The 12,324-nt window shown below is 64.0% G+C and carries 13 protein-coding genes and 1 pseudogene; 6 read left to right on the top strand and 8 right to left on the bottom strand.

From position 1 onward, the window contains the following. The first annotated feature begins 93 nt into the window (after positions 1–93). On the top strand, positions 94–1,323 hold the full coding sequence (locus tag NC7_RS11310) for a cytochrome P450 (RefSeq protein WP_067981705.1): 1,230 nt from the start codon (positions 94–96) through the stop codon (positions 1,321–1,323). A 28-nt stretch (positions 1,324–1,351) separates the two neighbouring features. After that, positions 1,352–2,065: a TetR/AcrR family transcriptional regulator gene (locus NC7_RS11305; RefSeq protein WP_067981704.1), complete on the top strand. Its 714-nt coding sequence runs from the start codon at positions 1,352–1,354 to the stop codon at positions 2,063–2,065. Here NC7_RS11305 and NC7_RS11300 read toward each other — a convergent pair whose 3' ends face one another. Continuing rightward, positions 2,066–2,563, bottom strand: coding sequence for a DoxX family protein (locus tag NC7_RS11300; protein WP_067981701.1), 498 nt, complete (start codon positions 2,561–2,563; stop codon positions 2,066–2,068). A 148-nt stretch (positions 2,564–2,711) separates the two neighbouring features. Here NC7_RS11300 and NC7_RS11295 point away from each other — a divergent pair, with 148 nt between their 5' ends. Then, positions 2,712–3,320: a dihydrofolate reductase family protein gene (locus NC7_RS11295; RefSeq protein WP_067981698.1), complete on the top strand. Its 609-nt coding sequence runs from the start codon at positions 2,712–2,714 to the stop codon at positions 3,318–3,320. Between the two features lie 89 nt (positions 3,321–3,409). Further along, positions 3,410–4,306, top strand: coding sequence for an Rpn family recombination-promoting nuclease/putative transposase (locus NC7_RS11290; RefSeq protein WP_159372850.1), 897 nt, complete (start codon positions 3,410–3,412; stop codon positions 4,304–4,306). Positions 4,307–4,369: 63 nt separating this feature from the next. Here NC7_RS11290 and NC7_RS11285 read toward each other — a convergent pair. The 7 genes and pseudogenes from NC7_RS11285 to sdhC form a co-directional block, all read right to left on the bottom strand. Beyond that, a pseudogene (locus NC7_RS11285) lies at positions 4,370–4,783 on the bottom strand (4Fe-4S dicluster domain-containing protein); the annotation flags it as partial. Between the two features lie 176 nt (positions 4,784–4,959). After that, the gene (locus NC7_RS30665; RefSeq protein ID WP_084458371.1) at positions 4,960–5,490 is read right to left on the bottom strand and encodes a PIN domain-containing protein; all 531 of its coding nucleotides are present in this window, start codon (positions 5,488–5,490) and stop codon (positions 4,960–4,962) included. Next, positions 5,487–6,602: a helix-turn-helix domain-containing protein gene (locus NC7_RS28450; protein ID WP_084458369.1), complete on the bottom strand. Its 1,116-nt coding sequence runs from the start codon at positions 6,600–6,602 to the stop codon at positions 5,487–5,489. The genes NC7_RS30665 and NC7_RS28450 overlap by 4 nt, the downstream gene beginning before the upstream one ends. Positions 6,603–6,763: 161 nt before the next feature. Further along, entirely contained in the window at positions 6,764–7,534 is a 771-nt protein-coding gene (locus NC7_RS11280) for a succinate dehydrogenase iron-sulfur subunit (protein ID WP_067981694.1), read from the bottom strand. Further along, positions 7,534–9,303 (bottom strand): succinate dehydrogenase flavoprotein subunit, encoded by a 1,770-nt coding sequence (sdhA, locus tag NC7_RS11275; RefSeq protein ID WP_157101938.1) that lies wholly within the window; start codon positions 9,301–9,303, stop codon positions 7,534–7,536. Before sdhA ends, NC7_RS11280 begins: the two co-directional genes overlap by 1 nt. A gap of 16 nt (positions 9,304–9,319) precedes the next feature. Then, positions 9,320–9,754 carry a succinate dehydrogenase hydrophobic membrane anchor subunit gene (locus tag NC7_RS11270; RefSeq protein WP_067981691.1) on the bottom strand — a complete coding sequence of 145 codons (435 nt, stop codon included), beginning with the start codon at positions 9,752–9,754 and terminating at the stop codon, positions 9,320–9,322. A gap of 1 nt (position 9,755) precedes the next feature. Then, positions 9,756–10,160, bottom strand: coding sequence for a succinate dehydrogenase, cytochrome b556 subunit (gene sdhC / locus NC7_RS11265; protein ID WP_067981688.1), 405 nt, complete (start codon positions 10,158–10,160; stop codon positions 9,756–9,758). 289 nt (positions 10,161–10,449) lie between these two features. On the opposite strand from sdhC, the gene NC7_RS28445 reads away from it, so the two are divergent. Together NC7_RS28445 and NC7_RS11260 are read left to right on the top strand one after the other, a co-directional pair. Continuing rightward, positions 10,450–10,875: a cytidine deaminase gene (locus tag NC7_RS28445; protein WP_084458381.1), complete on the top strand. Its 426-nt coding sequence runs from the start codon at positions 10,450–10,452 to the stop codon at positions 10,873–10,875. Between the two features lie 7 nt (positions 10,876–10,882). Then, on the top strand, positions 10,883–12,259 hold the full coding sequence (locus tag NC7_RS11260; protein WP_084458367.1) for a thymidine phosphorylase: 1,377 nt from the start codon (positions 10,883–10,885) through the stop codon (positions 12,257–12,259). The last annotated feature ends 65 nt before the right edge of the window (positions 12,260–12,324 follow it).

Genomic DNA, 12,324 nt, shown 5'->3' with positions numbered 1-12,324 from the left:
ATTACTAAAACCTGTTCACAAAGTGTGGCCGCGTGGTTTCATCGATCCGAACGTGTTCTACATCACGTTCTGGAGTCAGCCGAAGGAGACGCCGTGACCAGCACCGATATCCCCGCGGGATTCGATTTCACCGACCCAGATCTGCTCGCCCAACGCCTGCCGATCCAGGAGTTCGCGCAACTGCGCCGCACGGCGCCGGTCTGGTGGTGCGCGCAGCCCGACCGGGCCAGCGGCTTCGACGACGGCGGCTACTGGGTGGTGTCGACGCTGGCCGACATCAAGGAGATCTCGAAGAACCCCGAGGACTTCTCCTCCCACGAGAACACCGCCATCATCCGGTTCAACGAGGAAACCACCCGCGAGCAGATCGACATGCTCGCCAACATGCTCATGCTGAACCTGGATCCGCCGCAGCACACCAAGATCCGGCGCATCGTGTCCAAGGGCTTCACCCCGCGCGCGGTGGAGAACCTGCGCGCCGCGCTCACCGAACGAGCCGAACGCATCGTCTGGGAGGCCAAGAAGTCCGGTCGCGGCGATTTCGTGCAGCAGGTGGCGTGCGAACTTCCGCTGCAGGCCATCGCCGAACTGCTCGGCGTGCCGCAGGAGGACCGGATGAAGCTGTTCGACTGGACCAACCAGATGATCTCCTACGACGACCCGGAGTTCGAGGGCAACCACCACACCGCCACCGCCGAGGTGATGGGCTACGCCTGGAACATGGCCGAGCAGCGGCGCGGATGTCCGGCTTCCGACATCGTTACCCAGCTGGTGAACGCCGATGTCGACGGCGAGCATCTCGGCTCCGACGAGTTCGCGTTCTTCGTCATCCTGCTGGCGGTGGCGGGCAACGAGACCACCCGCAACTCGATCACCCACGGCATGAAGGCCTTCGTCGACAACCCCGAGCAGTGGGAGCTCTACAAGGATCAGCGCCCGCGCACCGCACCCGACGAGATCGTCCGTTGGGCCACCCCCGTGACGGCCTTCCAGCGCACCGCCACCCGCGACCTGGAACTGGGTGGGCAGCAGATCAAGAAGGGCCAGCGCCTCGGATTGTTCTACAGCTCGGCCAATTTCGACGAGAACGCCTTCACCGACCCGTTCCGATTCGACGTGTTGCGCAACCCCAACCCGCACGTCGGTTTCGGTGGCACCGGAACGCACTACTGCGTCGGTGCGAATCTCGCCCGGTTGGAGATCGACCTGATGTTCAATGCCATTGCCGACGCGATGCCGAACCTGCGCGAGGTCGCCGAACCGGTGCGCTTGCGCAGCGGCTGGCTCAACGGCATCAAGCGGTGGGAAGTCGAATACTCTTGAGCCCGAACAGCAGCGAGGGGGTGGGCGGTTGACGGCCAAGGCACGCGGCCGGGCGCCCGTCGTGGCCGATGCCGATATCCGGCGGGTCGCGCGGGCGCTGTTGGCCGCGCACGGGCCGGAGGCGGTCACCCTGCGGGCCATCGCCCGCGAACTCGGCGTCACCGCGCCCGCGCTGTACCGGCACTACGACTCACGCGACGAGCTGATCGAGCGGTTGCGCGTGGAATTCTGTGCCGACCTGGCCGAGTTCCTGTCGGCGGGCATCGCCGATCTGCCCGACGACGGTGCGGTGCAGTTCCTCGCGATCTGCCGGGGATTCCGGCGGTGGGCGCTGGCCAACCCAAGGGAGTTCACCCTGGTGTTCGCCTCGCCGACCGCGAGCCGCACCATGCTGCCCCGCTTCGGTGAACCCTTCGGTCGGATCTTCCTCGCCGCGGCGGGCAGGCTGCTGGCCAGTTTCGAGATCGCCACTCCGCCAAGTGAATCCATTCCGCTCGAACTCCGCGACGACCTGATCGACTTTCAGACCGAACTACTCGCCATGCTCTCGGATTCGGGCCAGAAGTTCCCCGCCGAGAAGCTGGATCTCGGCGTGACCTACGTGATGGTGCAGACCTGGGTTCGCCTGTTCGGCCACGTCACCCTCGAGGTCTTCGGCAACTACCCGATCCCGCTCACGAACCCGGAGGTCATGTTCGACACCATGCTCGCCGACCTGGCCCGCACCACGGGTTTCGCCTAGTCAGCGAGTAGCCGATACGCGATCTCGTGCGGCCGGAGCCAAGGCACCCGTCGCCCAGATCGCGAAGGCGATGTACAGCAGCTGTTCCGGAATGCGCTGCCACAGCGGCGACGCGGATTCGCCCCCGAACGCGACATTCTCGATGGCCGCGTAGATGTTGGCGGGCAGGAGAAGTACGAACAGCGGCACCAGTGCCAAGCCGGAGATCCGGCGTGTGCGGGTGAGGACCAGGCCGAGGGCGGCGAGTAGTTCGATCACCCCGGTGAGCAGCACCACGAATCCGGGGAACGGGATGAACGGCGGCACCATCGCCACCAGATCCTCGTGGTTGGGCATCACGGTGACACTCGACGGCATGAAGTGCGCACTGCCCGTCATCACCAGCATCACGGCCAGTGCGTGTGCGGCGGACGCGGACCAGGAGGCGAACCGGCCGATGCCGAGCGCTCCCAGCGCGCGGAAGCCGAGCAGCGAGGCGAGAAGAACGATGACGATCACGGCGACTCCGTAGTAGATAGTTGCACTGTCTATTATGGATAGTAGCGCTATCTACTAGTTCGTCAAGTGTGCTCGCCGTCGCGATGAGTTCGGCGGCCGCGCACCGTCGTAGTAATCGACGTACCCACCGCACAGAGGAGAAGTCCCGATGAGGAAGATCACCGCCGGCCTGTTCATGTCCCTCGACGGCGTGGTCGCCGACCCGCAGGACTGGCATTTCCCCTACTTCGACGACGCCATGGGCGCCGCGGTCGACGCCCAACTCGGCAGCGCCGACACCCTGCTCCTCGGCCGGGTGACCTACGACGGCTTCGCCGACGCCTGGCCCGGCCGCGAAGCCGACGGCGGCCCCGACGCCGGGTTCGCGAAGAAACTGGGCGACGCCCGCAAGCTCGTGGTCACCCATCAGAACCCCGACTTCCCGTGGCGCAACTCCGAACGACTCGACGGCGAGCTGACCGCCGCCGCGGCCGAGCTGAGAAAGGGCACCGGCGGAGACATCGCCATCAGCGGCTCGGTCTCGGTGGTCCGCCAACTCCTGGCAGCGGGACTCCTGGACGAGCTGCACCTCCTGGTGCACCCGATCGCTGTCGGCAAAGGGGACCGGCTGTTCGAGGACGGAACAACGATCCCCCTCCGCCTGCTCTCCTCGGAAACCTTCGAGACCGGGGTACTGCACCTGGTCTACACCAAAGACGACACCGCACCCAGTGGGTCCTACGAGGATGCCAAAGCCCATCTCCCTGAGGGCCGGTAACGCCGTAGCGGCACTGTCGCCCTTGCTTCGATGCAAGGGGCGGTCAACGAGGGAAGCCTCGCTCGTTTCCGTTCGGACAGTAGTCAGTGTTGTTCCGCCGCAACACCATCCGATTCGTAACCCGCCTGGCTTCAGCGGTAGCTTTCAGCTATGACAAAGAAGCCGTCGAATCCTACAGCGATGTCCTCTACCGCACCACGATCGACGGCCGTGGCGCCTACCTCTACATGCTGATCGAGCACCAGTCCTGCAGTGACCAGCTGATGGCGTTCCGGATGCTCGGCTATGTGGTCAACATCTGGCGTCGACACCTGGACGAGCACCCGACGTCGCAGGTACTGCCCGCTGTCCTACCGATGGTTGTGCACAGCACGCACACTGGCTTGCGGTGGACGGCGCCAACACAGCTCGGTGACCTGATCGATCTCGACGACTCCGCGTGTGCACTGCTGTCTCGCTATCTGCCGAAGTTCGAGTTTCTGCTCGACGATGTGGCCCCGCTTGACCTCGCGGCATTGCGTGCGCGGCCGTTGACCCCCGCGACGAAATTGATGCTGATCATGCACAAAATCGGACCGAGTAATCCGCACATCGCCTCGGATATCATGGAGGTGGTCGATGAGCTACGAGCCCTGTTGGACGGCCCCTCGGGCGCCCGCGAGTTCGACATCTTGGTGACGTACCTCTTCATCGTCAGCGATGTGAGCGTCACCGAGTTACAGCCGTTGACCGAACGTCTCGGCCCTCGAGCGAAGGAAGTTGTGATGACCACAGCGGAACGGCTGGAAGCACGTGGCGAAGCACGTGGCAAAGCGCGTGGGCGTGTCGAGGGTCGCGCTGAGACGTTGGTCGAGCAGCTGACTGTCAAGTTCGGTCCGTTGTCGAGCGCTGTGTCCGAGCGGGTTCGGGCGGCTGATGCCGATGAACTTCACGTGTGGGTCAGGCGGGTGTTGACCGCCGGTTCGTTGGCGGAGGTTTTCGCGTAGGTCCGAACGACGAAGGCCGCCTTCATCGAAAGATGAAGGCGGCCTTCGTCGGGACCGGGGAGGTCAGCGGGCGAACAGCAGCGCGCGCTTGACTTCCTGGATGGCCTTGGTGACCTCGATGCCGCGGGGGCACGCGTCGGTGCAGTTGAAGGTGGTGCGGCAGCGCCATACGCCCTCGACGTCGTTGAGGATGTCGAGGCGGTCGCGGGCGCCTTCGTCGCGGCTGTCGAAGATGAAGCGGTGGGCGTTCACGATCGCGGCCGGGCCGAAGTAGCTGCCGTCGCTCCAGTACACGGGGCAGGAGGTGGTGCAGCAGGCGCACAGGATGCACTTGGTGGTGTCATCGAAGCGGGCGCGGTCGTGCTGGGACTGGATGCGCTCGCGGGTGGGCTCGTTACCCGAGGTGATCAGGTACGGCTTGACGGCACGGAACGCGTCGAAGAACGGTTCCATGTCGACGACCAGGTCCTTCTCCACGCCGTGGGTGGGACGGGAGCGGCTCGATAATCTTGCAGCTTTGCATACCTTGCATCACGCCCCGTGTCGACGAAGTTGGATTACCCCCGGGGCAGTGGAGCATCTACCGGGCTTGTTCGGTATGTAGGGCATTCGGTAATGCCGAAGACATGTCAGCGAATCTGACGAATCGGAGGTTACAATAGCCCGTTATCTCGTCCCCATTTCTCAAAATCCCCCGGCTTGAAGGGCAATCGATATTCGTTTATGATCAAATCGTCCGCTAATATAGAAACCAGGGGGACGGTCAGGAGGCCTTGTCGGATTGCGTCACACAGAAGGCGCAGCGTAGGGCTGCAATCGACCCCATGATCCCGCGCGGCCTTTCTGCCCGCCCCATCATCGATTACGGCGATTCCAGGCAGTGTGCGTGCTAATGCAAGGACGCCTGCTTCGCCTCTATTGCGGTCATTACGTACCAGGCGAGCGGAGAAATCTGCGAATGCAGCGATTTCGTCTGGGTTGCGTAGCTCTCGGTGCTGGATCCACGGTGTATCGAGCACTGCGAGAACTCTGCTATCCGACGTTCCTAGTAGTCGAAGTTCGCTGACAACGACATCGGGTATTAGTGCTTCCCTTTCCCCGACAACAGCTTTGAGGACATTCAGCCAGTCAGCTCGTGCGAAATGGCAAAGTGGGCTCGTGTCGAAGATTAGCGTCTCCGTCACACAAACTCCCAAATTGCGTTAGCTGCAATTGGTTTGGGTGGAGGCAGCTGGTCCTCGGTAATCGAATCGAACAGCAAGTCGACCGCACGAATCGGTGAAACTGTGGAGGATCGGTAGAGGCGTAGCACAGACTTCTCGTACCCGCGGGCGAGGAACTTTGGCTCAAGATCGTGACGGGGTACAAGATCCAATTCGATTATGTCAGCCCGAGTTGTGCGAACGGATCTTATGAAACCGAACTGAGAACCATTTGCAACTTTTAGCTCTTTGAGTCGTATTGCGAGCGTGGTCATATCGACTTGATATTTACTTCCGAGGATCACGGCCGCAGCCCGCAATCCGTGGTCAGATACTGCTGATTCCCACTCGGACTTAAGGGAATCGGCAGGTAGAAGTACCGCACGGGCAAATCGGTCGAGTCGTGTCTCCCATGCCGAGTCATCCTCATTCGTTCCGAGGCGCCAGTCTATGGAATACTCGTCCGCAAATAGAAAGTGACCGAGCTCATGTGCGAGGGCTACCCGACGGCGACCGACGTGTAGGTGACCGTTCACTAGGGCAATTCCACCTGATTGCAATGCAAGGGAGGCTGCATCGGCACCATTGGTCCCAAGGTCGAAGGAAAAGGCGAGAAGGCCAAATTGTTCGGTAGCGCCCGCAATATCGTGCACGGGTTCGTTGGGTGCGAGCTGAAGTAGTGTTCGCACGCGTTTCGCGGATGTTTCAGCTTCGCTTAAAGACATTGGCTTTGGGATTTGGAGAGAAGGAGGGGCATTGAATTCGTGGTCGTTTGCCTGCGCAAACTCCACATTCCACGCGATCCTCTCAAGTTCGCGGTCAATCTCAGGGCTTGGCGCTCCAGGCTCCTGAAGATTCCGATGAGAGACTATGGCTGGAGTAGAGGCATGTATGAACCATTCAATGCGCTCGCCTACCTCAACGGCGATGTTTGCTAGCTCAAGTGCTGAAACACGTCGGGTGCCACCTTCGATCTTTGCCAAGGCCGAGCGGTCCAAGGCGATGGCGGTAGCTAACTCGGCCTGTGTCAGCCCGCGCCGAGTTCGCGCGTCAGCGATGCGCCCGCCGAGCGTAGCGGCGTCTAGCTCAGTCATGTGTTCGATATTAGAACATTGGTGCACGGCTGTCAGGTGGAGCTTGGACAGACCTCGGAACCTGTTGACAACGAGGGTGCTGGCAGCTCTCGCCGGGAGCACAGCTAACAAAGGCCGCCTTCATCGAAAGATGAAGGCGGCCTTCGTCGGGACCGGGGAGGTCAGCGGGCGAACAGCAGCGCGCGCTTGACTTCCTGGATGGCCTTGGTGACCTCGATGCCGCGGGGGCACGCGTCGGTGCAGTTGAAGGTGGTGCGGCAGCGCCATACGCCCTCGACGTCGTTGAGGATGTCGAGGCGGTCGCGGGCGCCTTCGTCGCGGCTGTCGAAGATGAAGCGGTGGGCGTTCACGATCGCGGCCGGGCCGAAGTAGCTGCCGTCGCTCCAGTACACGGGGCAGGAGGTGGTGCAGCAGGCGCACAGGATGCACTTGGTGGTGTCATCGAAGCGGGCGCGGTCGTGCTGGGACTGGATGCGCTCGCGGGTGGGCTCGTTACCCGAGGTGATCAGGTACGGCTTGACGGCACGGAACGCGTCGAAGAACGGTTCCATGTCGACGACCAGGTCCTTCTCCACCGGCAGGCCGCGGATGGGCTCGACGGTCATGGTGAGGGTCTTGTCGCCCTTGGGCAGCATGTCCTTCATCAGGACCTTGCAGGCCAGCCGGTTCACACCGTTGATCCGCATCGCGTCGGAACCGCACACACCGTGGGCGCAGGAGCGCCGGAAGGTGAGGGTGCCGTCCAGGTAGGACTTGATGTAGATCAGCACGTTGAGGAAGCGGTCGGTCGGCAGGACCGGCACCTGGAACGAGTCCCAGTACGCGCCCTTGTCGTTCTCGGTGCTGAACCGGGCCACCTTCACGGTGACCATGACCGAGCCCTCGGGGACGGGCGCGGGCTTCTGCGTGGTTGGTTCTGCTACAGCAGTCATCAGTACTTACGCTCCATCGGCTCGTAGCGGGTCTGCACCACCGGCTTGAAGTCGAGGCGGATCTCGGAGATGAGTTCCGGGCCCTGCTTGTAGGCCATGGTGTGCCGCATGAAGTTCACGTCGTCGCGGTCCGGGTAGTCCTCGCGGGCGTGCCCACCACGCGATTCCTTGCGGTTGAGCGCGCCGACGACGGTGACCTCGGCCAGCTCGAGCAGGAAGCCCAGCTCGACGGCCTCGAGCAGGTCGCTGTTGTAGCGCTTGCCCTTGTCCTGCACCGTGATCCGGGTGTAGCGCTCCTTGAGCGCGTGGATGTCGGTGAGGGCCTGCTTGAGGGTGTCCTCGGTGCGGAACACGGCGGCGTTCATGTCCATCGTGTACTGCAGTTCGGTGCGGATGTCGGCCACGCGCTCGTTGCCGTGGTCGGACAGGATCAGCGTCAGCCAGTCCTGCACCATCTGCGCCGGGTTCTCCGGCATCTCGACGAACTCGGTGCGCTGGGCGTACTCGGCGGCCGCGATGCCTGCGCGCCGGCCGAACACGTTGATGTCGAGCAGCGAGTTGGTGCCGAGGCGGTTCGCGCCGTGCACGGACACGCACGCGCACTCACCGGCGGCGTAGAGGCCGGGGACCACGTCGGTGTTGTTGCGCAGCACCTCGCCACGGATGCGGGTGGGGATACCGCCCATCACGTAGTGGCAGGTCGGCATGACGGGCACGAGCTCCTTGACCGGGTCCACACCCAGGTAGGTGCGCGCGAACTCGGTGATGTCGGGCAGCTTCTCCTCGAGCACGTCCTCGCCGAGGTGGGTCACGTCGATGTAGACGTAGTCCTTGTTCGGCCCGGCGCCACGGCCCTCGAGCACCTCGAGCACCATCGAGCGGGCGACGATGTCACGCGGCGCGAGGTCCTTGATGGTGGGGGCGTAGCGCTCCATGAAACGCTCACCGGAGGCGTTGCGCAGGATGCCGCCCTCACCACGCACAGCCTCGGAGATGAGGATGCCGAGGCCCGCGAGGCCTGTCGGGTGGAACTGGTGGAACTCCATGTCCTCGAGCGGCAGGCCCTTGCGGAACACGATCGCCATGCCGTCGCCGGTCAGCGTGTGCGCGTTCGAGGTGGTCTTGTACATGCGGCCCGAGCCGCCGGTGGCGAACACGATCGACTTCGCGTGGAAGACGTGGATCTCGCCGGTGGCCAGCTCGTAGGCGACGACGCCGGTGGCGACGGGGCCACGGTCGGACTCGGTCATCACCAGGTCGAGCACGTAGAACTCGTTGTAGAACTCCACGTCGTGCTTGACGCAGTTCTGGTACAGCGTCTGCAGGATCATGTGGCCGGTGCGGTCGGCGGCATAACACGCGCGACGCACGGGCGCCTTGCCGTGGTCACGGGTGTGGCCACCGAAGCGACGCTGGTCGATCTTGCCCTCGGGCGTGCGGTTGAACGGCAGGCCCATCTTCTCCAGGTCCATGACCGCGTCGATGGCCTCTTTGGCCATGATCTCCGCGGCGTCCTGGTCGACCAGGTAGTCACCACCCTTGACGGTGTCGAAGGTGTGCCATTCCCAGTTGTCTTCTTCGACGTTGGCCAGCGCGGCGCACATGCCGCCCTGGGCCGCGCCGGTGTGACTGCGCGTCGGGTAGAGCTTGGTCAGGACCGCGGTGCGAGCCCGGGGACCGGCCTCGATCGCCGCGCGCATGCCCGCGCCACCGGCGCCGACGATGACCACGTCGTAGCGATGTTCCTGAATCGGACGGGATTCACTCATGCGAGGTGGCCTGTTCCTAACCGGTGATGTTGGGGTCGAAGGTGAAGATGACGTACGTGCCGACGCCCATGACCAGGATCATCGAGACCACGAGGATGGTCTTGAGCCAGAACCGGGTCTGGTCGTTGCGGGCGTAGTCATCGATGACGGTGCGCAGACCGTTGCCGCCGTGCAGCTGGGCCAGCCAGAGCATCGTCAGGTCCCACAGCTGCCAGAACGGGCTGGCCCACCGACCGGCGACGAAGCCGAAGTTCAGGCGCTTCACGCCGCCGTCGATCATCAGCATGATGAACATGTGGCCGAGCACGAGGACGATCAGCAGCAGGCCGGAGAAGCGCATGAACAGCCACGCGTACTTCTCGAAGTTGCTGTTGCCGCCACCGCGGGGGGCGCGGGGCGCGTCGAGGCTGGCGGGGCGGTCGTAGGACTTGCCGAGGACAGGTGCAGACATATCAGTGCTCCGTCAGCAGGTAGAAGAACTGGCGGCCGACGCCGGCGGCGGAGACCAGGATCCAGATGGCCAGCACGACCCACAGCATCTGCTTCTGGAAGCGCGGACCCTGCGACCAGAAGTCGATGAGGATCACCCGGACGCCGTTGAGGGCGTGGTAGAGCACGCACACCACGAGGCCCATTTCCAGCAGCGCGACGATCGGGCTCTTGTACGTCTCGATGATCTGGTCGTAGGTGTTCGGGTTCACCCGGACCAGTGCCGTGTCCAGCACGTGCACGAAGAGGAAGAAGAAGATCGTGACACCGGTGATCCGGTGCAGCGCCCAGGACCACATGCCGGGGTCGCCGCGGTACAGCGTCTTCCGCTTCGGCTGGGCCGGAGCCGGAGCTTCTATCGTGGTCATAGAGTGCGGTGCCTCCAACGTCGTTGATGGACCCGGTCACAGATCCGACGCCGGCTGCGTGGAGAGGCAAATGCCCAGGTGGCTGCGCTGTATTCTCGAGCGCTGGCCCGCCGCCGGGAACCTGAACCGATCTTCGGTGAACTCTAATCCTCTCTGTTTCGCGGAACTAATTCGGCGTGCCGTGCGTTGTGCACGAATCGGCCGAGTTAGGTTTACCTTTCTCGATGCCGAATACTGGTGTCCGAGCCCCCGCGCGGACGTGTTCGGCGGTATCGGCTGGAGGTTCGCGATGTCCGAAATCGACTGGAATATGTTGCGTGACATGGCATTTCGCGTAATGGGTCGCGCGTATGCTCCCTACTCGGGTTTCCCGGTCGGTGCGGCTGCTCTCACCACGGACGGTCGAATTGTGAGCGGTTGCAATGTGGAAAATGTCTCATATGGACTAACCCTGTGTGCCGAATGCGTACTCGTCGGTAACTTATTCGAGTCGGGTGGGGGGCGTCTTGCTGCGGTGTCGGTGACCGATTCCAGAGGGGAAATCCTGATGCCGTGCGGACGGTGCCGACAGCTGCTGTTCGAGCACGGCGGGGGTGAGTTGCTCGTAGACCATGTCGAGGGGCCCAAGAGGCTGAGGGAGCTGTTGCCGTACGCGTTCGGCCCCGACGATCTGGCGGCCGGTCGAGCTGGCGAAGGTGCGCGACCACTGATTTAGTTGGCACATGGGTAACTCGCCGGGAACGAACGCACGGACCGCCGACCTGCCGCCGACCGCCGACGCGAGTCCGCCCGACACCGGCCCGACTTCGCGGGGAGGCGGCCACAGCGCGGTATCGATCATTCGGGCCAAGCGGGACGGCGGCGAACTGTCCGACGCGCAGATCGACTGGGTGGTCGACGCGTTCACCCGGGGGATCGTGGCCGACGAGCAGATGTCGGCGCTGGCCATGGCGATCCTGCTGCGCGGCATGAACCGGCGCGAGATCGGGCGGTGGACCGCGGCGATGATCGGGTCGGGCAGCCGCATGGACTTCACCGATCTGCCGCGCCCAACCGTCGACAAGCATTCGACCGGTGGCGTCGGCGACAAGATCACGCTGCCGTTGGCGCCGCTGGTGGCGGCCTGCGGTGCGGCGGTGCCGCAGCTGTCGGGACGCGGGCTCGGGCATACCGGGGGCACCCTGGACAAGCTCGAGTCCATCCCCGGCTGGCAGGCCGACGTCACGGTGCCGCGGATGCGCGAGATCCTGGCCGACCCGGCGATCGGCGCGGTGATCTGCGCCGCGGGCGCCGACCTCGCCCCCGCCGACAAACGGTTGTACGCGCTGCGAGACGTGACCGGCACGGTCGAGTCGATTCCGTTGATCGCCAGTTCGATCATGAGCAAGAAGATCGCCGAGGGGACATCGGCACTGGTCCTCGATGTGAAAGTCGGGACAGGCGCGTTTCTGAAGACCCTCGACGAGGCGCGCGAGTTGGCGACCGTGATGGTCGAGTTGGGGCGCGATGCCGGGGTGAAGACGGTGGCGTTGTTGACCGCGATGGATGCCCCGTTGGGGCGGACCGCCGGCAACGCCCTCGAGGTGGCGGAGTCGGTCGAGGTGCTGGCCGGTGGTGGACCCGCGGATGTCGTCGAGCTGACGCTGACGCTTGCTCGCGAGATGGTCGCGCAGGCCGGGTTGCAGGTGGACCCGGCCGAGGTACTGGCCGACGGCCGGGCCATGGACCACTGGCGTTCGATGATCGAGGCGCAGGGCGGTGATCCCGATGCGGCCTTGCCCACGGCTCGGCACACCGAGGTTGTGCGTGCCGAGGCGGCAGGGGTCTTGACACGGTTGGACGCGATGGGGGTGGGGCTCGCGGCGTGGCAGCTGGGGGCCGGGCGTGCGCGGCAGGGGGAGAAGGTTCAAGCGGGGGCCGGGGTGGAGATGCACGCGAAGCCGGGGGACTCGGTGACGGTCGGTCAGCCGCTGTTCACGCTGCATACGGATACACCTGAGGCTTTCGATGCGGCGGTGGAGTCGTTGTCGGGGGCTGTGAGTGTCGAGAGCGCGCCGGAAGGGAAGCCGGGGGAGTTGGTGCTCGGGAGGGTGGGCTGAGGGGTTTCGCCTGGGGGAGTGATGCCTGACGGTATTGCGCCCAGGGGAGTACTGGCTGTGTTTTT

Origin of the sequence: Nocardia caishijiensis NBRC 108228, assembly GCF_001612825.1 — a bacterium.
GTDB classification, from domain to species: Bacteria; Actinomycetota; Actinomycetes; order Mycobacteriales; family Mycobacteriaceae; genus Nocardia; species Nocardia caishijiensis.
This window is presented reverse-complemented; position numbering and strand designations above follow the sequence as displayed.

Bases quoted from the DNA above. Each gene is read 5' to 3' on its own strand.
- NC7_RS28445 (WP_084458381.1), top strand. From the start codon at position 10,450: ATGTCCGAAATCGACTGGAATATGTTGCGTGACATGGCATTTCGCGTA.
- sdhA (WP_157101938.1), bottom strand. From the start codon at position 9,303: ATGAGTGAATCCCGTCCGATTCAGGAACATCGCTACGACGTGGTCATC.
- NC7_RS11270 (WP_067981691.1), bottom strand. From the start codon at position 9,754: ATGTCTGCACCTGTCCTCGGCAAGTCCTACGACCGCCCCGCCAGCCTC.
- sdhC (WP_067981688.1), bottom strand. From the start codon at position 10,160: ATGACCACGATAGAAGCTCCGGCTCCGGCCCAGCCGAAGCGGAAGACG.
- NC7_RS11295 (WP_067981698.1), top strand. From the start codon at position 2,712: ATGAGGAAGATCACCGCCGGCCTGTTCATGTCCCTCGACGGCGTGGTC.
- NC7_RS11260 (WP_084458367.1), top strand. From the start codon at position 10,883: ATGGGTAACTCGCCGGGAACGAACGCACGGACCGCCGACCTGCCGCCG.
- NC7_RS28450 (WP_084458369.1), bottom strand. From the start codon at position 6,602: ATGACTGAGCTAGACGCCGCTACGCTCGGCGGGCGCATCGCTGACGCG.
- NC7_RS11280 (WP_067981694.1), bottom strand. From the start codon at position 7,534: ATGACTGCTGTAGCAGAACCAACCACGCAGAAGCCCGCGCCCGTCCCC.